This is a genomic window from uncultured Brevundimonas sp., from assembly GCF_963977465.1.
Lineage (GTDB): Bacteria > Pseudomonadota > Alphaproteobacteria > Caulobacterales > Caulobacteraceae > Brevundimonas.
The window spans coordinates 471,836-497,415 of sequence record NZ_CAXBOQ010000002.1; the positions used below are offsets into that span (position 1 = coordinate 471,836).

General features: G+C 66.7%; 20 protein-coding genes. 11 read left to right on the plus strand and 9 right to left on the minus strand.

The window, feature by feature from the left end; genetic code table 11:
- Window positions 1-3: 3 nt before the first annotated feature.
- From AAC067_RS06305 to AAC067_RS06355, 11 genes are all read left to right on the plus strand, one after another.
- On the plus strand, window positions 4-951 hold the full coding sequence (locus AAC067_RS06305; protein WP_339930644.1) for a toprim domain-containing protein: 948 nt from the start codon (window positions 4-6) through the stop codon (window positions 949-951).
- The gene (locus AAC067_RS06310) at window positions 948-2,990 is read left to right on the plus strand and encodes a chromosome partitioning protein ParB (RefSeq protein ID WP_339930646.1); all 2,043 of its coding nucleotides are present in this window, start codon (window positions 948-950) and stop codon (window positions 2,988-2,990) included. The genes AAC067_RS06305 and AAC067_RS06310 overlap by 4 nt, the downstream gene beginning before the upstream one ends.
- Before the next feature lie 158 nt (window positions 2,991-3,148).
- The gene (locus tag AAC067_RS06315) at window positions 3,149-7,402 is read left to right on the plus strand and encodes a strawberry notch family protein (protein WP_339930648.1); all 4,254 of its coding nucleotides are present in this window, start codon (window positions 3,149-3,151) and stop codon (window positions 7,400-7,402) included.
- Window positions 7,403-7,523: 121 nt separating this feature from the next.
- A complete protein-coding gene (locus AAC067_RS06320) occupies window positions 7,524-7,889 on the plus strand; it encodes a hypothetical protein (protein WP_298747114.1) in 366 nt (121 codons plus the stop codon).
- Window positions 7,890-7,938: 49 nt separating this feature from the next.
- Window positions 7,939-8,358 (plus strand): single-stranded DNA-binding protein, encoded by a 420-nt coding sequence (locus AAC067_RS06325; protein WP_339930652.1) that lies wholly within the window; start codon window positions 7,939-7,941, stop codon window positions 8,356-8,358.
- Window positions 8,359-8,503: 145 nt separating this feature from the next.
- The gene (locus AAC067_RS06330) at window positions 8,504-8,965 is read left to right on the plus strand and encodes a GcrA family cell cycle regulator (protein ID WP_339930654.1); all 462 of its coding nucleotides are present in this window, start codon (window positions 8,504-8,506) and stop codon (window positions 8,963-8,965) included.
- Window positions 8,966-9,418: 453 nt separating this feature from the next.
- Entirely contained in the window at window positions 9,419-10,351 is a 933-nt protein-coding gene (locus tag AAC067_RS06335; protein ID WP_339930656.1) for a DUF2493 domain-containing protein, read from the plus strand.
- A gap of 333 nt (window positions 10,352-10,684) precedes the next feature.
- The gene (locus tag AAC067_RS06340; protein ID WP_339930658.1) at window positions 10,685-11,923 is read left to right on the plus strand and encodes a DUF3363 domain-containing protein; all 1,239 of its coding nucleotides are present in this window, start codon (window positions 10,685-10,687) and stop codon (window positions 11,921-11,923) included.
- A gap of 234 nt (window positions 11,924-12,157) precedes the next feature.
- Complete coding sequence (locus AAC067_RS06345; RefSeq protein ID WP_339930660.1) at window positions 12,158-12,604, plus strand: hypothetical protein; 447 nt, start codon at window positions 12,158-12,160, stop codon at window positions 12,602-12,604.
- Between the two features lie 18 nt (window positions 12,605-12,622).
- A complete protein-coding gene (locus tag AAC067_RS06350) occupies window positions 12,623-13,054 on the plus strand; it encodes a hypothetical protein (protein WP_339930664.1) in 432 nt (143 codons plus the stop codon).
- Between the two features lie 134 nt (window positions 13,055-13,188).
- Window positions 13,189-14,280: a DUF4238 domain-containing protein gene (locus AAC067_RS06355; protein WP_339930666.1), complete on the plus strand. Its 1,092-nt coding sequence runs from the start codon at window positions 13,189-13,191 to the stop codon at window positions 14,278-14,280.
- A gap of 212 nt (window positions 14,281-14,492) precedes the next feature.
- On the opposite strand, the gene AAC067_RS06360 is transcribed toward AAC067_RS06355, so the two are convergent.
- The 9 genes from AAC067_RS06360 to AAC067_RS06400 all read right to left on the minus strand — a co-directional run bounded on the left by AAC067_RS06360 (window position 14,493) and on the right by AAC067_RS06400 (window position 25,379).
- A complete protein-coding gene (locus AAC067_RS06360) occupies window positions 14,493-14,879 on the minus strand; it encodes a hypothetical protein (protein ID WP_339930668.1) in 387 nt (128 codons plus the stop codon).
- On the minus strand, window positions 14,876-15,802 hold the full coding sequence (locus tag AAC067_RS06365; RefSeq protein ID WP_339930670.1) for a TIR domain-containing protein: 927 nt from the start codon (window positions 15,800-15,802) through the stop codon (window positions 14,876-14,878). The genes AAC067_RS06360 and AAC067_RS06365 overlap by 4 nt, the downstream gene beginning before the upstream one ends.
- 13 nt (window positions 15,803-15,815) lie before the next feature.
- A complete protein-coding gene (locus AAC067_RS06370) occupies window positions 15,816-16,373 on the minus strand; it encodes a Mov34/MPN/PAD-1 family protein (protein WP_339930672.1) in 558 nt (185 codons plus the stop codon).
- On the minus strand, window positions 16,360-18,036 hold the full coding sequence (locus AAC067_RS06375) for a ThiF family adenylyltransferase (RefSeq protein ID WP_339930674.1): 1,677 nt from the start codon (window positions 18,034-18,036) through the stop codon (window positions 16,360-16,362). The genes AAC067_RS06370 and AAC067_RS06375 overlap by 14 nt, the downstream gene beginning before the upstream one ends.
- A gap of 29 nt (window positions 18,037-18,065) precedes the next feature.
- Entirely contained in the window at window positions 18,066-19,733 is a 1,668-nt protein-coding gene (locus tag AAC067_RS06380; protein ID WP_339930676.1) for an adenylate/guanylate cyclase domain-containing protein, read from the minus strand.
- 494 nt (window positions 19,734-20,227) lie between these two features.
- Complete coding sequence (locus AAC067_RS06385; RefSeq protein ID WP_339930678.1) at window positions 20,228-21,580, minus strand: hypothetical protein; 1,353 nt, start codon at window positions 21,578-21,580, stop codon at window positions 20,228-20,230.
- Window positions 21,581-21,745: 165 nt separating this feature from the next.
- A complete protein-coding gene (locus tag AAC067_RS06390) occupies window positions 21,746-23,968 on the minus strand; it encodes a DUF87 domain-containing protein (protein WP_339930680.1) in 2,223 nt (740 codons plus the stop codon).
- A 381-nt stretch (window positions 23,969-24,349) separates the two neighbouring features.
- On the minus strand, window positions 24,350-24,565 hold the full coding sequence (locus AAC067_RS06395) for a hypothetical protein (protein ID WP_339930682.1): 216 nt from the start codon (window positions 24,563-24,565) through the stop codon (window positions 24,350-24,352).
- Window positions 24,566-24,584: 19 nt separating this feature from the next.
- The gene (locus tag AAC067_RS06400) at window positions 24,585-25,379 is read right to left on the minus strand and encodes a hypothetical protein (RefSeq protein ID WP_339930684.1); all 795 of its coding nucleotides are present in this window, start codon (window positions 25,377-25,379) and stop codon (window positions 24,585-24,587) included.
- Window positions 25,380-25,580 lie beyond the last annotated feature (201 nt).

The window sequence follows — 25,580 nt, forward strand, 5'->3', positions numbered from 1 at the left end:
GTCATGACCCTGCACCGCATCGTCGCCGCCCTGGGCGGCGAACTCTATTGCGAGGGGCGGCGGGCCAATATCCCCGCGCCCGGCCACAGCGCCCGGGATCGTTCGGTCTCGCTTCTGCTGACCGATGACCGGGTCGTCATCCACGGGTTCGGCGGCGCCGACTGGCGGGTCGTCCGCGATCATCTGCGCGACGTGGGACTGATCGATCACACCGGCCGACTTATCGGCGGGGCACGACCGGGTCTGTGGGGCCCCAGGGCCGATCCGCACATTCGCCTTCAGGTCGCCGCCGAACTCTGGACGGGTTGTCGCTCCATCCGCTCCGGCGACGTGGCGGATCGCTATCTGCGTCATCGGGGTGTCGACGTCGCCTTGAACCTTGGATTCCATCCCCGGGCGCCGATCGCGGTCTACCAACCGTGCGGGCGAGGCCGTCCGGCCCTTGTCGCGCGGATCAGCGACACGGAGGACCGGTTGACCGGGGTCGAACTGACCTATCTGGACCCGAACGGGCGTCGCGCTGCGGGTCTTCGCCTGACACGCAAGACGGTCGGCCGGGTCCCGCCCGGCGCCGCTGTTCGTCTGGCTCCGGGCGCCCCGGAGATGCTCGTCGGGGAGGGGGTGGTGACGACCCTGTCCGCCATGGATCGCTTCCAGCTACCGGGTTGGGCCCTGATGGCGGCCAACAATCTCGCCGCCTGGACGCCACCGCCGCCGGTGCGCCGGCTGCTGATCGCCGCCGACCGGGGAGTCGCGGGCGAGCGCGCCGCGGAACGCCTCCGGCGACGCCTGACGACCGTCGGTCTGGAGGTTCGCATCCGGCTGCCGGACCCCTCGTTCGGGGACTGGAACGATGTGGCGGTGGACGCGCCAAAGCGGAGGAGCGAGGGCGCTGACGGGCGCCGGAGCGGCGGGGATGGGCCCCGTGGCCCGGCCGGAGAACCCTCATGACCGACCTTGTCTCCCACCCCGTCCCGGCCGCAGCCGTCGAGCGCGACGAGCGCACCGTCCGCCTCGGCGACATCGGCATCGCTCGCGAGAATCTGCGGTTCAACGAGCCGCCGGATGACGACATTCCGACCCTGGCCGCCACGTTGAAGGCCGCCGGCCAGCTGCAGCGCCTCACCGTCCGGCCCGGGCGGGGCAGGAAGGAGCAGCCCTGGATGGCGCTGGACGGACGTCGCCGCCGCCTCGCCCTGGGTCTGTTGCTGGACGCCGGCGAGATCGACGCGGACTATCCCGTCACCGTCTGTGTCGAGACCGATCCGGCCCGTCAGGCGGCCGCCGTCCTGCTCACCAACACCGCCGTGCCCGTCCATGTCGCCGACATCATCGCCGCCATCGGCCGGATGCTGAAATCGAAGCTGACCGTGCCTGTGATCGCCCGGGCCCTCGGCTACGCCGAGATCGACATCAAGCGGCTGGCCGCCCTGGCCGGACTGCCTGCGGCGGCCCTTGTGGCCCTGAAGGCCGGGCGGATGACCCTCAAACAGGCCAGGCTGTTGGCCCGGCTGCCCGACAAGGCCGAACAGGCCGAACTCGCCGAGGCGGCGCTTGACGGGCATGGGTTTCAGGACTGGCGCATCACTGAGCGGCTCGACGAGGGGCGTGTCACCAGCCGGGATCGACGCTGTGCTCTCGTCGATGCGGACAGCTACGGCGAGGCGGGTGGGCGCACCGAGGCGGATTTGTTCGGGGAACTCGCGCCCGTATTGCTCGATCCGGAGATCCTGACGGACCTGTGGATGGGTCGGGCGCGCGCCATCGCCGCCGTGTTCGAGGCCGAGGGAATCGCCGTGCATGTCACCGCCGGACCCGAACCGGACCTCCCGGACGACCTTGAGGCGCTGGGCTATGTCTACGGCGGTCAGCTCCCGGCCGACGACATGGCGCGCTACCGCGCCGAACGGGAGGCGTTCAACGCACGGGCGGACGCGGTCCGGCAGGCCCTGGCCGAGGCCTGTGATTCCGAGGCCGTTGACGCCGCGATTGTCGCCATGATCCGCGCCCGGGTGCAGGCCGACCAGACGGGGTGCGGCGGGCGGGTGGTGACGACCATGGTCATGTGGCCCGCCGCCGGCACGGGCGTCGATGTGCGCTGCTACACGCCCGAGGAGCCTGAAATCGAGGACGCCGGATCGCTCGACAGTGATCCGGCGGACCGGGCGTCGGCTCCGCCGGTCTATGTCGCTCCGGAGGTGCCGGCGCCCGAGCCTGACACCGACGGCGTCAACCACGCCCTGCATGGCGTACGCACCGAGGTGGCCACGCGCGGACTGATCCGGGCCCTGGCCGACGATCCGGGCGCGGCGCTGACGGCCCTGATCGCGCGCCTGTTCACCGTCCTGGTTCTCCGCACCCATGTGGCGCGGTCGGAGTCAGCCCTGGCCATTCTCGCCACCGGGTTCGATCCGGTGGACGGACGGGTAATTGAGACCCTGGACGGCGAGGTGCGCCAGCGGCTCGACGACCGTCGGGCGGCCTGGCAGGCGTCGGGTGAGACGGTCATCGCCTGGGTCCATGCCCTGCCGCACGGGGAGAAGATGGGGCTGCTGGCGGAACTGACCGCGATCAGTCTCGATGTCCGCGAAACCCGCACCACCCTGATCCGGCGCAGCGCCCGAACGGAGGCGGCCGAGCTGGCCGCCCTGTGCGGGGCGGACATCACGCTCCACTGGACGCCGGACGCGCCCTTCCTGCAGGCCCATTCCAAGGGACTGCTGCTGGGAATGCTGGAGAGCATGGGCGCGGAAGACGAGCGGGCGCGATCCTTGAGGAAGACTGAACTGGTCGACTGGGTCGCCGAACAGGCGGCGTCCCGGAGCTGGGCACCGGCCGGCCTCTCCTGGGCGGGTCCGCTGCCGGACGAGGAACCGGTGACGACCGAAGAGGACGTTGGTGCTGACGTGTCCACCCACGACGACGACGGGATCGGGGCATTCACCGTCACCCCGGCGGGCGAGGCCGCCCTGGGGCCCGCCGCCGCCTGACGACGATCCGCCTCGAGCACGCCGCCCCGGTTCGCGCCGGGGCGGCGTTGTCGTGTCCGGATGCTGGTCCGGGGAAAGGCGAGGGAAGGGCGGGCGAGGACGAGCCTGCAGGACCGAGAGGGAGGCGCCCTCCGCTTCAGGCCACCGGAGCTGATCCCATGTCCTCGACCCTGTCGCTGTTCGCCGACCCCAGCGGAGATACGTCCGCCAACATCCTTGCCGCCGCCCGGGCGCTGGCGGCCCATCTGGCGCGATCCCGACCGCTCGACCGTCGGCTTGTGGCCGCCGTCATGACCACCGCATTCGGCGCGTCCGACGCCGAGGGAGCCTGGGCCTGGCGCGACGCCTATGACGCGATCGAGGCGGCGACGGTCCTGCAGATCCGGCGTCTGGCGCCACAGGTCAGTCGTCTGGAAGATGCGCCGACGGAGATCGCCGCCCTGCTGGCGGCTGTCTCGGCCCTGGGCCTGACCCAGACCCGGCGCAGTGAGGCGCAGGTCGCGCTGGACCAGTTCTCCACCCCGCCCCACCTGGCCGCGCTTGCGGTCCTGGCCGCCCGGGTGCGCCCCGGAGACCGCGTCCTGGAGCCATCGGCCGGCACGGGTCTGCTGGCCGCGGTCGGCGGGGCCTGCGGCGGAACGCTGAGCCTGAATGAAGTCGCGCCGGGGCGCGCCGCTCTGCTCGACGGTCTGTTCCCCGACGCCGATCGGACCCGTCATGACGGACGCCATATCCATGACCTGTGCGCGGACGCAGGCGGGTTCGACGTGGTGCTGTGCAATCCGCCGTTCTCGGATCTCGGCGAGCATCTGTCAGCGGCCTTCAAGGCCCTGGCCGACCATGGCCGGTTGGCCGCGATCGTCCCGCTGACCGCCTTGACGGACGCAAGCCTGCTTCGACGCTTCGGTGAGGCGCGACGTGTCGTGGGGCGGATCGCCTTTCCACCCCATGCCTTCGCCAAACACGGGACCGCCGTGGAGACGGGTCTGCTGGTGATCGATCGGGCCGGAGGTGCCGCGGAGGCCGCGCCTGTCCAGACCACCGACGATCTGCAGGACGCGGCGCGGAAGGTTGGGGCGCTTGCGCCACGGGTCGGCGCCAGGCCGCGGACGCGCCTGCCCGTGACGACCGACGCCCTGTTGGGACCGCGCGCGCGAGGCCTGGCCCTGCCTTCGGGCCGCCTGGCCTTCCTCGCGGGTGCGGCGCCCCTGGCCTATGAAGTGCAGGCCTGGACCGGGGAGGGGCGCGATGTCGGGCTCTACCAGGCCCATGCCATGGGGCGGGTCGTCCTGGCCGCGCCGCGTCCGCATCCGTCGCCCCTGGTCGAGTCCGGACCCATGGCGTCAGTGGCCCTGCCGCCACCGACCTATCGGCCGGTCCTGCCGCCGGCCATCCGCGATGAGGGGCGGATCTCGGACGCCCAGACCGAGATGGTGATCCATGCCGGGGAGGCGCACGCCGCGCACCTGCCCGGATGGTGGCGGACGGATCAGGCGCCGCACCAGATGGTGCTGGTCTCCGAGGAGCAGGAGGAGGCCGTCCAGCTACGACGCGGCTTCTTCCTCGGCGACGGCACGGGGTGCGGCAAGGGCCGCCAGATCGCCGCCGTCATCGCCGACAACATGAGCCAGGGACGGGTCCGGGCGCTGTGGCTGTCCCGAAACGACGCCTTGCTCGAGGACGCGCGGCGCGACTGGGCCGCGATCGGCGGGGGCGCCTACGACATCGTGCCGCTATCGAGCTGGAAACAGGGGGATGCCATCCGGCTCGACCGGGGTGTCCTGTTCACGACCTATGCGACGCTGCGCCAGCCGGCCCGGGGTGACCGTCAATCCCGCCTCGACCAGATCATCACCTGGCTCGGCGCGGAATTCGACGGCGTCATCGCCTTCGACGAGGCCCATGCGATGGCCAACGCGGCCGGCGGCGGCAAGGGCGCGCGGGGTGCGAAGAAGGCGTCGCTTCAGGGCATGGCCGGCCTGGCGCTGCAGAACCGGTTGCCCGACGCGCGGGTCCTCTATGTCTCGGCGACCGGCGCCACCACGGCCGAGAACCTGGCCTATGCCGCGCGCCTCGGCCTGTGGGGCGGACCGGAGGCGCCCTTCATGACCCGGGCGGATTTTCTGGAGGCCATGGATCGGGGCGGCGTGGCGGCGATGGAGCTGGTGGCGCGCGAGCTCAAGGCGCTTGGGCTCTATGTGGCGCGCAGTCTGTCGTTCGAGGGGGTCGAATATGAACCGCTCGTCCATCCCCTGACCTCGGACGACATCGCGATCTGGGACGCCTGGGCCGACGCCTTCCAGCTGATCCACGCCAATCTCGCCGAGGCCCTGAAGGCCACGGGCCTGAACGACGAGGACGGCAAGCCGAAGAGTGGCCAGGCGGCGTCCGCCGTATATTCGGCCTTTGAGAGCGCCAAACTGCGCTTCTTCGGTCATCTTCTCGCCGGCCTGAAGACGCCGAGCCTGATCGGATCGATCCGGGAGGATCTGGTCCAGGATCGCTCGGCCGTGGTCCAGATCGTCTCGACCAATGAGGCGGTCATGGAGAGAAGGCTCTCTTCCATCCCGCCGGAGGAGTGGAACAACCTCTCCATCGACCTGACCCCGCGCGAATACGTTCTCGACTATCTGCGCGAGGCCTTCCCCGTCCATCTGATGGAGGCGATCGAGGACGGGGACGGCAATGTGACCATGGTCCCGGTCATGGACGACGGTCGCCCGGCCGTCAGTCAGGAGGCGCTGGTGCGTCGCCAGGCCCTGATCGAACGGATGGCGTGCCTGCCCGCCGTACCGGGCGTGCTCGACGCCCTGCTGGAAGCCTTCGGCACGGACGCCGTCGCCGAGATCACGGGCCGGTCGCGGCGGGTGGTGGTGCGTGATGGACGGCGCATCGTCGAACGGCGCGGCGCCGCGGCGGCCCGCGCCGAGACCGATGCCTTCATGAGCGGTCGCAAGCGGGTGCTGATCTTCTCCGACGCCGGAGGCACCGGACGCAGCTATCATTCGGACCTGTCGGCGGCGAACCGGCAACGCCGGGTCCATTATCTGGTCGAGCCGGGGTGGCGCGCGGACGCCGCCATCCAGGGCCTGGGCCGCAGCCACCGCACCCACCAGGCCTCGGCCCCGCTGTTCCGTCCGGTCACGACCGACATCCAGGGCGAGAAGCGCTTCACCTCGACCATAGCGCGGCGGCTGGACACGCTCGGCGCCCTGACGCGCGGCGAGCGCCGGACGGCCGGCGCGGGTCTGTTCCGGGCCGAGGACAATCTGGAGAGCCCCTGGGCGCGCAGGGCCCTTCTGGTCTTCTACGGCGCCATGGCCTTCGGTGAACTCGCCTCGATGACGCTCGAGACCTTCATGAACAAGACAGGTCTCAAACTGCTCGACGCCGACGGCGGTCTCAAACCCTCCGACGACCTGCCGCCGATCCACACCTTCCTGAACCGGCTGCTGGCGCTGCGGATCGCCGACCAGAACGCCCTGTTCGAGGATTTTGACCGGATTCTCTCCGGCATCATCGAGCGCGCGGCCGCGTCGGGTGATCTGGACCGGGGCCTTGAGGATATCGAGGCCGGGGAACTGGAGGTTCTGGGCCAGGAAACCATACGGACCGACGTCTCAACGGGCGCCGAAACCGCCCTGGTGACCTTCTCGCTGAGGGTCCGTCGGGACATCCTCAATCCGGACGACGCGCTGGCCCGGGTCGCCGACATCGCCCATCAGCTCGTCGTGAACGCAAAGTCCGGCCGGGCGGCGATCGCCGAGCTGGGCCTGACCACCGCCACGGACGAGGACCGGCTCGTCGCTGCCGTCCGTCTAATCCGGCCGGATGGACGCCAGACCCTGTCGGAGAAGACGTTCGGGGAATCCGCCTGGAAGCCGGCGGCGATCGGCGACTGGCGCCGGGTCTGGGATGAGGAGGTCGCGGGAACCGATCCCTGGCTGAGGCGTGAGCTCACGCTGGCGACCGGCCTGCTGCTGCCGATCTGGGGCCGGTTACCGGCGCGCGGGTGTTCGGTGCGTCGGGTTCGGGCACCCGACGGCCGACGCTGGCTGGGTCGGGTCCTGGACGAGACCCAGGCTCGGGCCCTCAAGGCGAGCCTGGGCCTGGGCGACATCGGCGACGCCTGGGCCGACGGCGCCAGGACCGCCGCCAGCCTCCTCGACCGCAGCGTCCAGCTCTGCCTGGACGGCGGTCTGTGGCTGAAACGGGCGCGGGTGATGGATCGCTGGCGGATCGAGGTGGTCGGGGGCCGGACCGATCGCGACGCCCTGGTCGCGCTCGGGTGCTTCGTGGAGATCATCGCCTTCACGCCCAGGGTCTTCATCCCGGTCGACCGGCCCCGGATCCTGGAAGCCGTGTTGCGTCGTCACCCGGTGCAGTCGGTCCTCGACGGCGCGGCGGCCTGAGATCGGCCGGACGAGGCGAAGGCCTCGTCCGGTCAGGAGGGGACGGGAGGAAGGGAGGATGAGGGTGAAGCGGGATCGGGGAGATCGGCTCCCCGGCGCTTCGGATCAACAGGAGACTGACATGCAGACCATGGTGTTCACCGGCCGATTGGCGGCCGACCCCCAGATCAGCCCGGACTTCGCCAAGGCGGTGTTCCGGCTGCTCGAGAAACGCGGCGTTGACGCCGCCGGCAAGGACCGGCTCGTCGGGGTCAATTGCGTGAGCTGGTCGAAGGGCCTGAACGAGAAGGTCATCGCCCGCGGTCTGGCCCAGGGCTGCGAAGCCGTCGTCGTCGGCGCCTTCATCGACACGGCCTATGCGGCCAAGGACGGGACCGAACGCACCGCCAAGGAACTGGTGGTGAACCGGCTGACCGTCCTCGACTGGGCCGAGGACCGCGACGCCGCGGGGCTCGGGGCGTCCGAAGACGGCCGCGTCGCCGCCTGACCTCGCGACCCTTCATTTCCTGCGACCTTCATTTCCAAGGAGACTGATCATGCAAACCCTCACTCTCGAAGGCTATCTGGCCGCCGACCCGTCCATCCTGTCGGCCCAGGGCTCGGGCAAGAAGCGCGCGAGTTTTCGCGTGCTGGAGACCACCCGCTTCCGCAAGGCCGACGGCACGCCCGGCGAGCGCACCACCGGCTTCAACTGCATCTGCTTCAACGAGGCGACGGCCGAGAAATACATCGAGGCCTTCGCCCGCAAAGGCAGCCGCGTCGTCATCCAGGGCCATGTCGAGAATGACACCTGGACCGGCAAGGACGGGGTCGAACACTACGACCTGCGCCTGATCGTCGGCGATATCCGGCTGAAGAACCGGCGTGCCCGGCCTTCTACGGATGACGGTCCCGCCGACAGACAGGTGCAGGAGCCGGCGAGCGGCTATGATCTGAACGACGACATCCCGTTCTGATCCGACGGCGAGAGAGACGGAACGGCCCGGCGCGCGAGCGCCGGGCCGTTTTCCTGTGTGGGGGCGGGAGGGGAAGGCGAGGGGAGAAGAAGGCGAGGGCGGGCGCGGGCGAGCCGTTGGGGCTCGCTGGCACCGGAGTTTCGCCATGACCGCCTCCGCCTGGACCGAAGACCGTATTGAGCGTCTGAGGACCCTCTGGCTTGAAGGCCGCAGCGCTGCGCAGATCGCGCGTGATCTTGGTGAGGGTCTCACCCGCAGCGCCGTCCTCGGCAAGGTTCACAGGATGGGCCTGTCCGCGGGTCGCCCGCGACCCCGGGGTCCGTCTGTCGTCGTCGTGTCGCCGCCCAGGGACCGCCGCCCGCCGCCCACGATCGTGGGTGAGGCCATTGCGGGGCCGGAACCCGTCCCCGACCAGGGGCGGACGACCCTGCTGTCCGTGCGGCGCTGCGAATGCCGCTGGCCTTATGGCGACCCCGGGGCTGAGGGCTTCAGCCTGTGTGGACGCCCGGTCGCGCGCGGCGCCTTCTGCGGGCCGCACGCGGCTGTCGCCTATCGCCCTGTGCGGCAGTCGCCTGAGAGCCTGGAGGCGCTCGCGGGGCTGCATTGAGGCGCGGGTTTCTGGCCGGTTTCGCGGTGAAGAAATCAGTGACTGTTTCGACGGCGGCCTCGATGAGGTCGCCGTTTTGTCTTCGGCTTGGGTCGAAGGTTCCAGGACCGGCGGTCGAGGGGCTTGAGGTCCTGCCGGTGTCGGCATCGATGGACGCCCAGGCGTGCGGCGCCGGCGGCTCGCCGCCGACGAGGCCGGCGAAGATCGATGTCCGATCGTCCGTATCGGCGCGACGGCGCCGAAAGGTGTCCTCGCCCGAAGGCGGGCGAGGACTTGCCCCCACACAACGCCCTCCGATTTTGTCACATCACCCCGGAAGTCAACGGCTGCGCCGTTCCCCTTCACGGACAGCCAAGGGGCTATCCGCTCCGGTGACTGCCGGGGACCCCGATGTGGCCAAAACCGGGGTCGTTGCGCATGGGGCGCTTCGACATCTTTTACAGGATGTTCCCGATGCAAGCCTTTCCCTCACCCTTCTTCGCCAAATCAGACTCCGCCTTCGACGACCTGACCGCCTCGCTCGGCGATCCGCGTCCGCATCCCACAGAGGAGGCCCTGATCCAGCTCGGGCGCGCGCTCATGACCGAGCTTGTGGACGTGATCTCCGACACAGCCCTGGAGGACTTCCAGACGATCCTGGGAGAAGCCCTGATCGGCGCCTTCCATTCGGCGGCCGGACGGATCGAGCGCAACGCGGACCGGGCGCGCGACGCGATGCGCAGCCTCGACCGCGACTTCGACGGATCCGAGGCGGTCGACACCGAGCTTCAGGAAGCGACGGCCAAAGCACGGGCCGGGGATACGGCCACCCGGGCGACGGAGTTGATCCGGGACGCCGCCGCCGAAACCTGGACCATCGCGACCGGCGAGGTCTGGACGGCCTGGCGCGGCAGCCGGCGGGGCACGCATCTGACGGCGGCCCAGCTGGAAGCCAAACAGGCCATCCGCGCGATCAGGAACCGCAGGGCGGGGGACGCCGATCCGGGCGGTCCGGTGGTCGCCTTCCGGGGCGCGCCGACGGCCGACACCTCGGATGACGCCGGGCGGATCTTCGACGCCCTGAACTGGGCTTTGAAGGAGTGGCCTGACATGGCGCTCGCGACGACCGGGGCGAAGGGGTCGGAGAAGCTGGCGATCAAATGGTCCCGGCAGAAGGGGGTGAAGCTGATCCTCGCCCGGGCCGATTTCGACACCCACGGCAAGGCCGCTCCGTTCAGGGCGAACGACGAGCTGATCGCGCTCGAGCCTGAGGTCTGCCTCACCCTGGTGCATTCGGTGGATCGGGCGCGGGCGGACCAGCGGCCGTTCGGACCGGCGCTCAACCTTGGACAGAAGGCGATGGAGTCCGGGCTGCGGCATGTCCCCATCCGGGCGCGCGCGGCCTGATCGATCGACACTGACACCAACGACCCGCTCGGCTTCGGCCGGGCGGGTTTTTGTTTGTCGTCCGGGGCATTCGAGCGATCGAAGACGGCGCCCCAGGGACGACCAGGCGACGGACCGGGGATGCGATGATGAGGTTTGGTCCGATGTGCGGATGTATGACGGGAGTGTCTGGAAAACTGGGAAAAGGGCTTGAGGGCAAGATAAAAGAGGGTGTTTGGCGGTTCGGGTTTTTCGTATCCTGTCCGCAGGTTAGCGGCGCATCCGAGGGTGTTGGACGACTTGCGGTGAGTTGTCGTCTTCGGACGATGCCGGCGGCCTGGTCGGAGGCGTCGAATGCTGATCCGTGAAGCCATCCAGTCCCGTCTTTCGGCGGGGGGCGGTCAGGAGCCGGAGGCGGTCCAGGTCCGTCTTCCGCTGTCCCTCAAACCAGACCGGGTCAACGTCCGAACCGGCCTGATGCGACGGTTGGCCAGCTCGCGCGCCTTCGCCCTGGGTGACCGGTCAGGCGTTCTCAGGGCGGCGCAGGGACGCTCGGGCAGGGCCTTCCGGCTGGACGTTCGCCAGCGGGTGATCGTCAAGGCGCTGGTGTCCCGGCACATCGGCAAGGGCGCCGAGCGGGCGGCGGCCCTGGCGGCGCATGTGAGCTATCTCGGACGCTCGGGAGCCGGGGTCGAAGGCGCGCGGCCGGAGTTCTTCGACCGGGAGACGGACGATGTTCGGCCGGTGGTCGAGACCGGGGGCTGGAGCGAGGACCGGCACCATTTCCGCTTCATCATCTCGCCGGAGCACGGCGACCGGATCGGGGATCTGAAGGGCTATGCCCGCGAGGTCATGGGGCGGGTGTCGGCGGACCTGGGGGAGCCGAATCTGAAATGGGTGGCGACCTGCCATTACGACACCGACCAGCCGCACGCCCATGTGTTGGTGCGGGGTCGGCGAGGCGACGGGCGGGACCTGGTCATCCCGCGCGACTACATCGGCTACGGCTTCCGGGCGCGGGCGCAGGAGGTGGCGCAGGAGCGGCTCGGCGACCTGTCCCGGGTGGAGGCGGAACGGCGTATCTGGAAGGAGACCGGGGCGGACCGGTTCACCGGCTTCGACCGGCGGCTGCTGGCGGCGGCGGATGCGAACGGGACGGTCGAGGATGGCGTGGGCGTCAATGACGCCTGGGCGGCGCTGACCCGGGGGCGGCTGCGCCATCTGGAGGGGCTGGGTTTCGCGGTGAGGACGGGACGGCGTTACCAGCTCGACGGAGAGATGGAGACGAAGCTGCGGACGCTACAGGCGCGGCGCGACATTATCCGGACGCTGAACCAGCGACGGCTGGAGGGGGCGAGGGAGGTGCGGCCGCTCGGGACGGAGCGAGTGCGCGGGGTGGTGGTGAAGAGCGGGTTTCACGACGAGGCGGGTGCGGCGCCGTTCGTGGTGGTGAAGGATGCGGGCGGGGTCGAGCACTATGCGCGGGTGAGGGCGGGAGACGCCGCGAGGATGGGGAGCAGGATCGCGCTGAAGCCGATGGCAAACGGGTTGGCGCAGGTCGTGGCGGGGCGGGGAGCGGACCTGGGTCGTTAGGGCGCTTTTTGACTCATCTGCGACCTTCGGAACGGCTGCTTCCATGCTTACGACCCCAACTGAGGGTGGCCGGAAGCGTCCTAGCGCGCGCGATCTTGCTCGTTAGGACCGCTTCTGAGTAAGCGGGGCGTACGGGTCATCCGTTTCGAGGCTGCTTCGCGCGTCATTCGGCGAACATACCGGTGGCGACGCAGCCGACGTTCCCTATATCGGAGCGAACAGCGGAGCTTTCTTATGAACGATGATCTCAGTGCAGGGGTGGAGATCGCGCAGTCCGGTTCCCCCGCAAATTATATGCTTTATGCCGAACTGACATCGGATCGTGGCCTCGCGGAGATTCCCCTCACGACGGCTCGGTTTCCAAAGTCTGGGATGACATTGGCTGCGATCACCGACAGCCTACGGGTACAAGCTAGGTCCGACCTGACCCGTCTTGGCTACGAACCGCAGGAGGTCGAGGCGGCGCGGTTCGTTCTTGGAACGCTGCCGGAAGATGTGATCGAGGTGCTTGAGGCCGAGGTTCGGAAGATGCAGGCCAGCGGGGCCGATTTGGTGTTGTTCGATGTTCTGTACTGGGAGGCGGCAAAGCAGGCCCTCTGCCAGACGCCGAGAATCGTTGGCAGGGATGATGAAGAACTGACCTACAAGGGGTTGCGGATCCGCCGCAGCGCTGTCGATTGACAGCCGCAGCGAGGGTCGATGTCTGCGCGCCATGCGGTCAAAAAAATGGAGCTGGACCGGTCAGCGGCGCGGCTGCTGGCGTTCCTAGAGCGGAATCGCCGAGAGCGGATTTTCGACTATCCCTTCGGCTATTCGTATCCGCAGAATTGTTGTGAGAGCGTTTCGCTTATCCTGACCTACCTGCTCGAGGAAAAGTATCAGCTTAAGAACGTCCGCGTCGTCCGGGGGTCCAAGCCGTGCGGCTACGAACACCATTTCTGGGTCATGGCCGGCGACTGGACCTATGATCTTACCGCCCACCAGTTCGAGGGCTACAAGCCGATCATCGGTGTTCTGGCTCACGCGCTTTTTCTCGACACCTTTCCGGACTGGCTCTTGGTCTGCGATCGGAGTTTCGTGGATCGGGACGAGGTCGTCGCCTTGTTTCGAAGCGGCGTAATCCCCTTCTAGTTTCGGGATCTCCCTAGCGTTGAGTCCCGGAAGGGAGAGGACCGAAGGTTTGTAAAGTCATCTGCGCGGTCGGTTCTCAATCGAGACGCCGCAGGAGCAGCGCCATTCCGAAACAGGCTTGGGATTGGGGGAATGTGCCGGACGACGCTGACGTTCGGGCCGCCTCCCGCTTACTGGGGAAAGCAAGCGACAAGGCCCCGAAGCGGAAGCGCCACCATTACATCGCCCAAACTTACATGGACGGCTTTAGCGGGCCTGAGGGTCGCCTGTGGGCCTATTACCTCGACAACCCATCAAATCCGAGGTCGAGCCGACCCGAAGCGATCGCCTATTCGAATTACTACTACTCCCAAATCCGACCGGACGGGACGCGCGACGACGATAGCTTCGAGGATCTGTGGGGCGCGATCGAGACAGTCTGGCCAGAGACCATGCGCGCGGTCGCTGGAGGCCGCGTTTCGCTCGCGACGTCTTTCAACGTCCTCGGAATGGTCGCGATCACCAGTGTGCGGGTTCCCGCCGCGCGTCAGCGCAATGAACTCCTCCTCGCGGCGGACTTGCGCGCCAAGGCCATGGGTCTTGAGCGTTTCGGAGCCTTGCCCGACGACCTGCAGCGCTATGCGGGTGAACTGGACACGATTCCGGTCGGCATCAATCCGCAACAGTCCATCCCGCTGATGATGGAGAACCTGCGCCAGTTCGGCGATCTTTGCTTCAAGATGGGCTTCGAGATCCTCCACAACGAAACCGACCTGCCCTTCATCACATCGGACAATCCTGTCTGTCTTTACGACCCCAGGACGCCGGCGGCGCGTCGGCGGCCGTATGAGTACGATGGCCAAGCGGAGCTGATCTGTCCGCTCAACACCAAGATGGTGTTGCGAGGGAGCAGTCGGCTGCGTCCGGTCGATCAGATTGTCCGGCACGGGCGGATTTCGGACCGGGGTGCGGTTACGAGGATCAACAACACCATTGCGCGGTTCGCTTACGGGCTCGCCTTGGCCCAGGACCGCACGAGCGATGGCACGATCGCGCTGCATGCGGCCGCCTGTCCGACCGTCTCGATCAAAATCGTCGAAAAGCCGAAGGGAGCCGACATCGTCTGGCGCCACAAGTTTGGGCCAAGGCCAAAACTGGCTGCTTATATAGATACGCCGGCCAAGGCGGCGCGGCTTGAGGCGGAGTTGGCTGCGGCGAAGCCGAAGCCAGACCTTGACGATGTATGAGGGACGGCGGCTCTAAACCGACCGCGAGATTGCCGCGGCGATGCGCCTGCGTCCGGACGGCGAACCGCGCGCCCCACCTCTACAGCCTGGGATCGAGCCAGTTTCGCTCGCCCGCAACGCCAACAACGTCAGCCAAAAGGTATTGCGCCGCCGGTCAGCGGAAATGCGGAACGGGACCGCTTGAACTTTTTGTCCAGGATCTGGGCGTTGCGTCAGACTTGGCACAAGGCGACGTCCGCCCGGTCCGCAGATGAAGCCGCACGGATGCGGTGGCAGAAATCCGTCGCGCTGATCCGGGCGATGTCGGCAAAATACAGCAGCGAGGTTCTCGGGTTGGTCAGGTGCGGATAGAAGGCTGCGTACAGATTGGCCATGCTGAAGCCGAGCAGGGCAAGGGCGGCCAAGCCGATGAACCCGGCGGGTGAACCAGGGGTCTTCAGCGGAATCGCCACGGCCGAAGATCCGAGCAGGGCCAGATTGACGGCGAACGGGAAGGAGGCCTTGCCTTCGACCCGCCCGAAAAAGGCCTGCATGCGGTCCAGTTGGCCGAGCGCTGCCGTGGCGAGCTCGCCGTCGGACGATTGCTCGGGGCCGTTCATTTCGCCTCCGCCAGCGAGGCGCGAACCCCAAGTTCGGTGAGAACGGCGCTGATCCTGTCAATGACAGGACCCAGGGCGATGGCGCGTTCCTTCGGCGTGTCCGCTGTGCGGTAGGGCAGCGGCGTAAGGCCCTTGAAGTCCGACGGGAGACGGACGTTCTCCGCTTGGGGCACCAGTAGCAGCGTTCGGTGTCGTCCGAGACGCGACATGAAGAATCCCAGTTCGAAGATCACATTGTCCCGGGGGGTCGTCGACAGACGATCCCGGGACAGCACCAGGTCGTCAGGCTCAGCCAGGGCGATGCCGAAATCCGCCAGTCCGACCTGCTCCTCCAAGGCTTCGATCGGGTAGGAGCCCGGGGCGAAGATCATATCGTCGCTCCAGATGACCACCTCCGCGTCGTGTTCGAGTCCCACGCGCAGGGCCTTGCCGATCGCGAGCGCCTCTGCGGAGCAGATCAGGAAGATTCGTGGGCGGGCGTTCACGCGATTCACGAACTGGTTTCGCTGCTCCAACCGTTCGGCCAACTCCTGGGCGATCCGGCGCCAGAGGGACGGATGCTGGCCGCCGATCTCAGCCAGCCGGGAGTGACTGACCCTCCAGGTCACGACTGTTTCGGCGGCCTCAACGGTGGCGGCGCGGCTGATGTGCGGCGTGATCGCCGACATCTCCCCAACCGTGATGCCCTTCTCGCGGTAATACAATCGCATCTGGTTGACGATGATCTGCACCTTGCCGGCCAGCAGGAAATGCAGGTCGCGGTCAGCGCCGCCCTGTTCGATGATCGTGCGTCCCGGCGCGTACTCGAGCAGCTCGCCCTGATCCGCCAGAGCGGATGCGACCTCGCGGTCCGGTACGATGCGCTGCATCGCCAGGGCATCGGTCAGATCATCCCGATTTTCGAAACGCGCCTTGAGCGTCATGGGGAAACTCCAGTCAAATGAGGCGACGGACAGGGTTGACCGTCGGCGGGCCGAACAAGCGCGACAACCATCCGCCGTCTGTCACAGGCGGATCGCCGTCGGGGCGGGCCTGGACGCGGAGACGGACCGACGCGGCGGTTCCGTCGTCGTGAAAAGCGGTCGCGCTCAGCATCACGCGACGGTCAGCGCCGAGGCGGACGATCAGCAGGACCGCGAAAGGCGGTGCATCCGGGCCATCGGTGACGATTTTCAGCATCTGCAGGCAGTCGGTCCCGCTCGGGTCGAGCGAGAACGACGGATGCGAATGCCATTCGCCGAGGTAGTTGCAGCGCATGTAGTCGTCGCCCGTCCGCGCGAAGAACGCGTCCAGGAAGCGCTTATGGTGCGCCGGCTGCCGGACGAAGCAGGCGGCGTCGCCCCCATGTCGCTGGACCGACAGATCGACGATGCGAAAGCTGTTGCGCCCGCGATGCTCGCCCACCAACACGCCGCCGATCTCGCGCTGGCGCGCCCGGATCAGCTCCCGCTCGAGCTTGACGACAAGATCGGGCGGAATTTCAAGATTGAGCATGGTAGTCCGCTAGCATCTCGGCCAGCAGGCCGACGCCCCTTGCGCCCTGGTCAGAGGACGCAGGCGTCGGTTCGGGCGCGCCCAGATCGATCCGATGGGTGTGGAACGGCTGGGCGAAGATCCACTCCTCGCGCAGGCCGATCATATAGGCGGAGGCGGGGAAGGCCGAGGGCGCCGCGCCCGTCAACAGGTCCAGCGCCATGCGCGCGGCGTGAGCGGCGATGACCGTGACGTCGGCATCGTCCGCGACCAAGGGCGTGGCCTCGCTTTCCGCCTCATAGGACCGCAGAACGCGTGGGGGGGCGACCCCTTGGTCATCGCACCAGGCCTTGATACGCGCCCGCGCCACCTGCGGGCTGGGGTCGAGCCCGGGCCGGGATCGGGCGACGAGTCCGCCGATGCCTCCGGCGTAGATTTCCAGCCAGATGAGCGGCCGTCGTCCGGAAGCGGCGACGCCGGCGAGGAGATTGAACACATTCGGGTCCGCTGTGGCGTCGATGATGAGGTCGCAACCCTGCAGTTTCTGCAACACGCTGTCGGCGACGCTGCTCGCCTCCTGCCCAGCCAAGCGCTTCATTTCCAGCTCGACCTTCACACCGGGCGACACCAGATCGGCGCGACGTGCGACGCCGCGCACCTTGTGTTCGCCGACCGCGCTCCAGTCGAGATCGTTTCGGACCAGGTTGTCCGGCAAGAGCAGGTCGTCATCAACCAGCACCAGTCGCCCAACGCCGGCCCTCGCCAGGGCGGTCGCGATCTTGCTGCCGGCCGAACCGCAGCCGACCAGACCCACCGATCGATCCGCCAGCACCTGATAAGGCTCCGGCAATCGCCCGCCGCCCTGGGCTTCGACCACGGAGAAATCCACCACCCCGTCCTCCTTTCCGAACCAGACCAGCCGTCGATCCGCGTCAGACCAGAGCACCCGAATGTCAGGTCGCGTCTCCTCTTCGCCCATCCGATCGTAGCCGAGCGCAACCAGCGCTGCGTCGAGGTCCGACGCCTTGCCGGATCGGGGCGAAGCCTGATCGCCGGGGACGCGGAAGACCCGGGCAGGATAAAGGGTAGCGTCGTCCCACAGGCTCTTCGGCAGTGAGGGGTCGGTCCACACGACCCCACCGACATCCTCCAGGTGGACGGGCGTCAGGGTGTGCTGTTCGTCGAGCGTCCGCCACAACAGCTTGGCCTTCAGCGTGCGCCCCGGCGCCATCGCGTCCATGTGGGCGGCATAGGCCTCCGTCACCACGAACCGGAGCGCCTGGCTGCGCAGGGTCTGGCCCAGGGTGAGGGCGTGACGGCTTGGGGCCGGCGGCGGGTTGATCCCATCGACGGGGGCCTCGCTCCTCAGAAGGCGTTCGGCGCTCTCCACCATGTCCGCGCCAGTCAGGTTCGGCGTCCAGTTGTCCGGACCGAACTCCAGACAGAGTTCGCCGCCCGTCCCGTACTGGTGACCGGACCACAGTTCGCGGTCGGCCGGCATCACGGACGGCGGCGAATGGGGGAAGGTCGCGGGGTAGCGCAAATCCGCCCTGTAGGTGCGGCCCGCGACCGCCAGATCGACGGCGAAGCAGACCCGGCTACGGTCATCCAGGCGTGGGCGGCTCACGGTAAGCCACGACGCCCGGCCCGCCAGAGCGAGCAGGGCGTCGTGTTCCGCAGCCATTCGGCCCGGGTCCTTCAGGAACCAGAAGCTCACGCGAAGCCTGCCGGTTTAGTCGGTTCGGTGCGACGGTCGGCGAAGGCGTAGTCTCGCGCCGGGGCCGGGCTCGACTGCAGTAGTCCGCCGGCCGCAGCCGCCTTGGCCACAGCCTTGGCGGCTGCGGCGGTCGCGTCGGCCTTGTCGGCCAGTTCGTCCACCGCGGTGTCGTAAACGAGGCCCGACCGTTTGCGGTTCGATCCGAACATGGCCTGCACGGCCGGGCTGCCGGCGTCATAGGCGCTCTGGCCGATCGCCGTCTCTTCCCCGGCGCAGCGCCGTTGCTGGTCCTCGGATTCCAACACGCTCCGACCCACGGCGCAGCGGATCATCGCCCCCTTCACGCCGAGGCGCGTCAGGGCGATGGGGCCGAGGTCGAAGCCGATGGCCAGACCGAGGCCATGCCCGTCGTCCAACGTGCCGTCGTCCTCAAGCGCGGCGATGGCCTGCTCGAAGCTGCTGCGGACGCCCGCCGCGCACAGGATGGCGGTGCTGACGCTCGCCTCATGATCGGTAGTCTGGGCCGTGCCTTCACCCAAAACGCCATGCACGCAGTCGCCGATGAAGCGCACCTTGCGGCCGCCGAAGTCCGTGTGCAGCGCCGCATCCATTTCGCCGCGCAGGACATGGAGGGTGCGCACGACGTTCTTGGCCGATTCGTCATCACAGACACCAGCCGCCACAAAGTCAGTGAAACCATCGATGTCCGCATAGAGCGAGATCGCGTCCTGACGACGCGAATTCGCCGGCGACAGCACTTCCATGTCGAGGTTGCTGAACGGCGGCGTGTGGCCGGCGAACGAGAACTTGCCGATCGGACTGGCCTCTAGGTCCGACCGCCACGCCTTCACGACCTGATCGGCCGTGATCGACAGCGCGGCTTCTTCTTGGCTCGCGGTCACCTCCTTGATCGTGAGCGGGGTCTTGTCCTCGACGACGTTGTCAGCGAGCCCGAGGATGCTGCGCGCGGTGTTGGTCAGATAGGTGCCGACCTCAGTCCCGCCACCCGCCCGTTTGGCGGCCAGGTTGGCAGGTTCGCCGAGGAAGAGCGGCTCCGCGTGGCCGCGACGACCGTTGCAAACCGCCAGCGCAACGCCGCTGTCGATGCCGACGCGGACCTCGGCGGACGGGATCTTCTCGTCGCCGTCCTCGCCGGTCTGCTTCAGCACATCGATGATCAGCTGGGCGATAGCGACGGCACGATGGATACGGCCAGCCTCGTCTCCGTAGGGCTTGGTCACGACCGCATGGAGACGCTGGTTGTGGAAGTCCACCTCGATCGCATCGACCGCGGTGAGGATGCGATGCACCGCCCGGTAATGCAGATTCAAGAAGCGCAGCGTGCGCTTGTGACAGGTCTCGCCCTCGACCTGGGTGGAGGCCAACATGTCGGCGAGATTCTGGACGTCTACATAGATATGGACGCCGTTGACCCGATAGGCCTTGTTACGGGGCAGGGCGGTGAGGTCGGTGTCGCGGACATAGTCCTTGATCTCGACCGTGGTGACTTCTTTTTGACGCGCCGCGATCCGCTTGGCGGCGCGCGCGCTGTTCCAGGTATGGGCCGCCATCGGCGAGAGCCCTTTCATGCTTGGGATAGGAGGCGGGCCGCCTGTCGGAGACGGCACGGCGGGGGGCATCGCCGAGAGGGCGACGTTGATCAAAAAAGGGTCTAGCTCGGTGTCATGTCTTCGCTCCAACCTCGGAATGAAGACTCGTTCGAGCAGAAACAGCCGCCGCGACCGATTGCGGTGTTGTCCCTTCCGGGCGCCCCGTCCTAGGATCAGGTCGCCGCACTCCAACGAGTCGGACCTGGAAGGAGGCGGCTCGCCTGCACCGGCAAAGTCAGCCTGCCGTCTCCTTCCAACCTCGACGGCTCCAGCCGTCCTGCTTCCAGCCTCCATTCGCCGGTTGACGTCGCCCAACGCGACGGCCTGACCGCACGAAAAACTTCTCAGCCTGACGGGAAGGGGAACAGCCCAATCTCAGCCCAGTACGACTCTCTGAACCGAGTCGCGCCGGTCTGGAAGACGTTATTGCACGTCCTGTTAACCCATCTGCTTCTCTGCCCCGATTCGAACCATCTGTCGACGCCTGCGTCAAGATGTTGTGGTCGGATTGGAGAAAACCGCAGGATCGTGCGTCGAGCGACGTTTGGTCAGACTGCAGGGCCAGTCGCTGAATCCCCCGGCGAACTGCCAGGCCGGGGAGGAAAAGCGGCTTGGCGGACGGATCCGCCGTACACGAGGTATTGCCCCTGATATCCCAGAGCGACGAACACGAAGCGGACCACAATCTCGCGCATCAGTCGGACATGGTCCCACAGGTCGCGGCTCTCGGGCGTGTCGTTGGCGGGCTCGTAGTACCAGCCGCGATGGACGATGACATTGCGGGCCCGGATGGCCCGAGGAAGGCCGTCGCCTTGGAGAAGATCGGCGAGCGGCACGCCCCAGCGTTCGCCGAGAAGGAGGATCTTGTCCGCCAACGATCGACGATTGAGATCCTCCATCCGACCCGGTAGGGCTTTGATGAAGTCGGCGGCGTTCTCGGCGTCCACGGACGCTGCCCGCGCGGCGTCGCGCATGGCCTTGGCGATCACTTCGAACCGCTTCCTCGGCAGCATGCGGGTCTCGGCCGGAGACAGGTTTAAGTCCGCCAGATTCTCAAGGGCCGTCATCGCGTGCAGCAGGCGCAGTTCGGTGTAGCCCGCGTCCATGGCGAACCATTCGATCGCATAGGACAGGTTTTTAGCCCCGACCGGCGGTTGGCTGTGGGCGCGGACGGCGCAGTCGAAGAACGACTGGCGCATCATGGGGTGAACGACCGGCTGGCCCGTCCCGCGCCGATCCGTGTTGGCGTAGAAGGTTTCCTCCATCGTGCCGCCATCCCAGGTTTCCTGAACCAAGCCCTTCAAATTGCGGGATGCCGCCAGGCTCATGCAGGACAGCAGGTGCAACGCCAGCGCCTCCGCCTGCGAGCGCCAGGTGTTGAAGTCGGCCGGCGTCGATGTCGCCACGACCTGCAACAGGCCTGAAAGGCGGGTGCCGCGCGGGGCCGGATAGGCGCCGGCCATCGTCACATCGCCGAGCGGACTTTGGGCGTGGAGGTGGGGAAATGCCTCGAAGCCGCGCAACGACAGGCGAATGAATGGCCGAGCCTGACCCTCCGCCTGCCGGGTCAGCGTCGCCTTTGACGTCCTGAAACGGAGCAGCAAATGAGAGGTGCGCGGCGTGGATCTATGGCCGTGATAGCGGACCGTCATATGGTCGGACTGAAAACGGGCACCGTCCGGGGTTTCGCCGAAGAGTTTGAAGAACGCGGCGCCTTTGCCGAGGCCATCCAGCGCGCGGCTCAGGGCGGCGGTCTCCGCCGTGTAGGGGATGGGCGGCACCAGAAATCGCAAGACGCCGGAGGCGTCCTGCGCGACCTTAAACCGAAACGGCCAAGTCTCCTCGCCTACGGTGAGGCGACCCACATAGGCCTTGAACGGGAAAGGGCGCGATTTGGTCACGCTGGTTCCTGATGGTGAATAGCGACCGGGCCACACCGCAACGCTCGTACGCCATCAACCCCCGTCGAACAAAGTGCTCTGGCTCCGATCCCGCCACGGGAAGGCCAGCCTAAGAGCCGAGACAACTATACCGGCTGACGGCTGAGAAATCGGTGCGTAGGATGGTCAGCTGTCATGCGCTTCCGCGCTTCCGTTCTTTTCCGGCAGCGACTCAGCGCCGGCTGGAGCGGCCGTCGCGTTGAGCGCCTGGCTCGCTGATAGCTTCGACTCGTCAAACGGTCGACGCACCAGCAAGGGCCTCTCGCTTCGGACAGCCTTGCCGTAGGCTATGAACTCCAGGAAACGGAGGTTCGGGATAACCTTCACATGATCCTGGCCGTAAACGTTCCCAAGGTAGCCGAGGCTTGTCTGATCGATGAGCGAGTGGGTGAAGTAAGTATTGCACTGGCTGAGGATGGTCTTGCTTACCAGCGCCGTGCGCTGGGAGACGACCAACAGGCCCACGCCGTATTTCCGCCCCTGGAGGGCGATCTGACCGATCCGGCCGACCACCCATTGGGTGTCATAGTCGAAGCCCGATCCGGCCGTCTCCGGAATGATCGTGTGGGCCTCCTCCAGGACGATCATGATCCGCCGTTGCTTGCGGTGGACCCGGGCCCAGCTCATGATCTCGGAGAGGAAGAGTTCCGTCGTCCTCAGGGTCGCGCGTGTGTTCGTGACTTCGGCGAGTTCGAACAGTCCCAGCCATTCGGTGTCGCTTTCGAGGAAATCCGCGACGTGCGTGGTCACGCGGGTTTTGACGGTGTCGATAAAGGTCTTGAGGGCCTTCTTTTCGTCCTTGGCCCCGTAGTTTCCGGTCTCAACGTCGAACAGCAGCGCATCCAGGCTGGCGGTTTCCGTCCGTGTGAGGCCCATCGCCTTCGGCGCCAGGTCGCCCAATCGCTGGCGGTATTCTCCGGTCAGATCCACACAGAATACCTTGGTCTTCTGCGCCACGGCTTCACGGATCACATCAAGCGCCAGCTCGGTTTTCCCGGTGCCGGTGACGCCCAGGATCGCACAGTGGTACTCCACAAGATCGGGCAGATGCGCCTTCAGGGCGATGTCCGTGGAGGGGATCGTCCCAATGACGAATTCGCCCGAGGCGAGCTGGACCGAGGCGTTGAGCGCTCCCGTCAGCCTGAAGACGGGCGTGTTCATTGAAGGAAGCCACGGGAACTTCCTGAAACCCGCCAGCGGATCGACCGTGCCAAGTTGGGCGGCGTGAACGATATGGGTTCCACGGGGATTCTGTCTGAAACTCTCCTCTGCGGTCTGGGCGTCGAGGATTTGGTAGAAGACTCGGCCGGTCGGCAGATTGCAGAAAACCACCGTGCCTTCCTCGAGGCCGTCTTCGCCCGCAGCTTCGAAACGGATCGAGGAGATGCTTGAGCCCTCGACCACGAAGCCCACCATCTCGACGGCTTCCTCTCCGCCGACCAATTCACCGATGAGGCGGGGGAGGGCGTCCTTGTCCGTGCATTCGTACACCTCGCCAGTCTCGGTTTGATCGATTTCCAGGGAGGCGTCCCCGAAACAGATGCCGGTGGCGACTAGTTCGTTCTCCTGCACCTGAGTGGACAGCGGCAGCACATAGGTCACCCGTCCGCCGGGCAGGGTTGCGACATGCGCCCGATCCTCGGCCCAAGGCGTCTGTCCCGTAAGAGTCACCCTCACGATGTTGGGGTGATCGACACGCTGGACGAGGCCGACGAGCGGCAGCACGGATTTGCGTCGCAGGAAACTGGTGAGCCTCATGACGATCTGAAGCAGCACCTCGACCGGCTTCAGGAGCGCGAACCCGAACCACAGGGCCAGTAACAAGGCGACGTCGCTGGTGTCTTGGTAGAATCCAAAAATGCTGGTGAAGGCCACGGCACCGAACAATAATTCGCCGCGCGCCAACAGATTGGCGAGGCTGAAGAACAGGGCCCGCCAATGCTCCCCGCGGCCTCCCCTCTCGAGGGCCGCCGCTAGCCCCGCCACCGCGGCGGAGAGCGCGGCGTAGGCCATCACGATCGATACCGCCGGAACGACCACGTGCCGAAGGTTTGTCACGGTTGAGAGGTCGAGAGTGAACAGCAAGACCAGAACAGCTACTGCAGCGCTGAGGGCATCGCGCGGTGGGCGGTACCAAGGCGCCGAGATGAGGCTCACTCCCCAGAAGCCGAGGGCTGAAAGGAGCCAAAGCGATTCTCCGCCGCCGCTCGGACGCCACTGCCCGGTCACCCAGACGTAGACGCCGTAGAAGATCGCGCTGTTGATCGCGAATGCAGCAAAGCGCCACTTCTGACGTAGAAATCCTGATGTCGACGACACAGCCATCCTCCCCGGATAGGCATCGTGCACCAGAGTGGACGGTCAAGGCCAGAACAACCGGATATTGGATCCGGTGCCGTCCCGATCGCCGAAGGGCGCGCCTCGCTATGGCAAAGGTAGGCGAAGGCGCACCGGCGTCGACGATGTGATTTCCGGTCGCCGGCATCAAGATCATGGACCATTTTGGCCTTGGACGAAGCCAAATAGAGGGTCCATCGGTCCAAGGGTAATGGAAGGTCCGCTTGGTGCCACTGCACCAATGTCTGCACTTGGCGCGGAGATGACCTTAGGCCGCCGGATGGATCCGCAGGTCGGCCCCTCAGACCGTCAGGACGACGGTCCAGCCAACCTTCGAGATCGCATCGCCGGCGGCCGTCGCAATGTGGGCGGCGACGGGGAGTTCTCCGCGGCTCAGCAACACCGGTATTGCCGGTCAGGTGAGTCCGTATAGCCGTCATCGGACCCACTCTCCCGGATACAGGTGACGACCAGAGCGCAAACACCGGCGATGATGAGGATGGTCCAAAAGGTTCTCAGCCCCTTATCCAGAAAGCGTTCCGGAATTTTGTGAGCGAAGACAAACAAGCCGACCATCGAGATCAGGAGAAGGGCGGCGAGAATTTCCATGACCGGTGCAGCCCGCCCGCTATTTGAAGATCACCGCAGCCGCGATGGCTGCCAAGAGGAAGGCGATGAGGTTGAACGACCCTCGAACCTTCTCAAACTCGCTCGCCAACATCGTCCGGACAGGAACCGGGCGGCGGGCGCGCTTCTCTTCATCCTCAGCCAATCTCGCCAGTTCCGCATCCACATCGAAGCGAGGGCGCCGACGATCTGAAACCGTCACCGATACCCCATGCACCTTATGGGGATAGGGGTCGGTGAGGGACCAGTCGGTCGGTGCATAGTAGAGGTGATCGGTGTGTTCGGCCTCGTTGTATTTGATCTCCGTCTCTTCCTGATAGAGGTCCGCGATGACCTCGACGCTAACCTCCGCATCGGGACGATCTCCAATGTCTGTCCATAGCCGGTCGATGACATCACTCTCGACATAACAGGTGATCTCGACGCACGGGACGGGACCGAGCCTCTCATCCTCCGAATAGAAGACATTTCCGGTCGCGTCCGGGTTATGGCGTAGGACCACCTCCGTCGGGTTCGACACAAACTGAAACGCCTTCGCGGGCATCGCCCGAAGCGGCGTTTTGGGGTCTTCCTGAACCCTCAGCCGGATCACCCGCTGGCTGTTTGGTCCGTGGAGTTTTTCGTCGCGCGGCGTGATCCCGCCGCCGAAAGCCCATATCGGGGCCTCCTCATAGTGGTCCCGCAACACCTCCAAGGCCGTCGCTCTGTAGCTGCAAACGACCTTCCGATAGCGAAGGGCGACCCCGCCGTCATCGTCGCGAGCTACGTAATCCTCACCGTCTTTTTCGTAGCTCATGGTCGCCTCCCAGCGCTCAAGCTACACCACGCGAACGATTGCGACAGCTTAGGGTTTGGAGCCGTTCGGATGATCGTTGTGGCGCACCTCCGACCGGTACTCGGGCTGGAGCTCTATTCCCTACGCGGGGCTGCCTGTTCGATGCGTTCGAACGCAGGTTGTCATGTGAGGCGAAATCGTGGCATTCACCGGAAATACCGC

What these genes read in the sequence shown, in the direction of transcription:
- AAC067_RS06400 (WP_339930684.1), bottom strand. Translation starts at nt 25,379, where the DNA reads ATGAGCTACGAAAAAGACGGTGAGGATTACGTAGCTCGCGACGATGAC.
- AAC067_RS06365 (WP_339930670.1), bottom strand. Translation starts at nt 15,802, where the DNA reads ATGACGCTCAAGGCGCGTTTCGAAAATCGGGATGATCTGACCGATGCC.
- AAC067_RS06395 (WP_339930682.1), bottom strand. Translation starts at nt 24,565, where the DNA reads ATGGAAATTCTCGCCGCCCTTCTCCTGATCTCGATGGTCGGCTTGTTT.
- AAC067_RS06320 (WP_298747114.1), top strand. Translation starts at nt 7,524, where the DNA reads ATGCAGACCATGGTGTTCACCGGCCGATTGGCGGCCGACCCCCAGATC.
- AAC067_RS06330 (WP_339930654.1), top strand. Translation starts at nt 8,504, where the DNA reads ATGACCGCCTCCGCCTGGACCGAAGACCGTATTGAGCGTCTGAGGACC.
- AAC067_RS06375 (WP_339930674.1), bottom strand. Translation starts at nt 18,036, where the DNA reads ATGGCTGCGGAACACGACGCCCTGCTCGCTCTGGCGGGCCGGGCGTCG.
- AAC067_RS06340 (WP_339930658.1), top strand. Translation starts at nt 10,685, where the DNA reads ATGCTGATCCGTGAAGCCATCCAGTCCCGTCTTTCGGCGGGGGGCGGT.
- AAC067_RS06350 (WP_339930664.1), top strand. Translation starts at nt 12,623, where the DNA reads ATGTCTGCGCGCCATGCGGTCAAAAAAATGGAGCTGGACCGGTCAGCG.
- AAC067_RS06315 (WP_339930648.1), top strand. Translation starts at nt 3,149, where the DNA reads ATGTCCTCGACCCTGTCGCTGTTCGCCGACCCCAGCGGAGATACGTCC.
- AAC067_RS06360 (WP_339930668.1), bottom strand. Translation starts at nt 14,879, where the DNA reads ATGAACGGCCCCGAGCAATCGTCCGACGGCGAGCTCGCCACGGCAGCG.
- AAC067_RS06335 (WP_339930656.1), top strand. Translation starts at nt 9,419, where the DNA reads ATGCAAGCCTTTCCCTCACCCTTCTTCGCCAAATCAGACTCCGCCTTC.
- AAC067_RS06305 (WP_339930644.1), top strand. Translation starts at nt 4, where the DNA reads ATGACCCTGCACCGCATCGTCGCCGCCCTGGGCGGCGAACTCTATTGC.
- AAC067_RS06310 (WP_339930646.1), top strand. Translation starts at nt 948, where the DNA reads ATGACCGACCTTGTCTCCCACCCCGTCCCGGCCGCAGCCGTCGAGCGC.
- AAC067_RS06370 (WP_339930672.1), bottom strand. Translation starts at nt 16,373, where the DNA reads ATGCTCAATCTTGAAATTCCGCCCGATCTTGTCGTCAAGCTCGAGCGG.
- AAC067_RS06325 (WP_339930652.1), top strand. Translation starts at nt 7,939, where the DNA reads ATGCAAACCCTCACTCTCGAAGGCTATCTGGCCGCCGACCCGTCCATC.
- AAC067_RS06345 (WP_339930660.1), top strand. Translation starts at nt 12,158, where the DNA reads ATGAACGATGATCTCAGTGCAGGGGTGGAGATCGCGCAGTCCGGTTCC.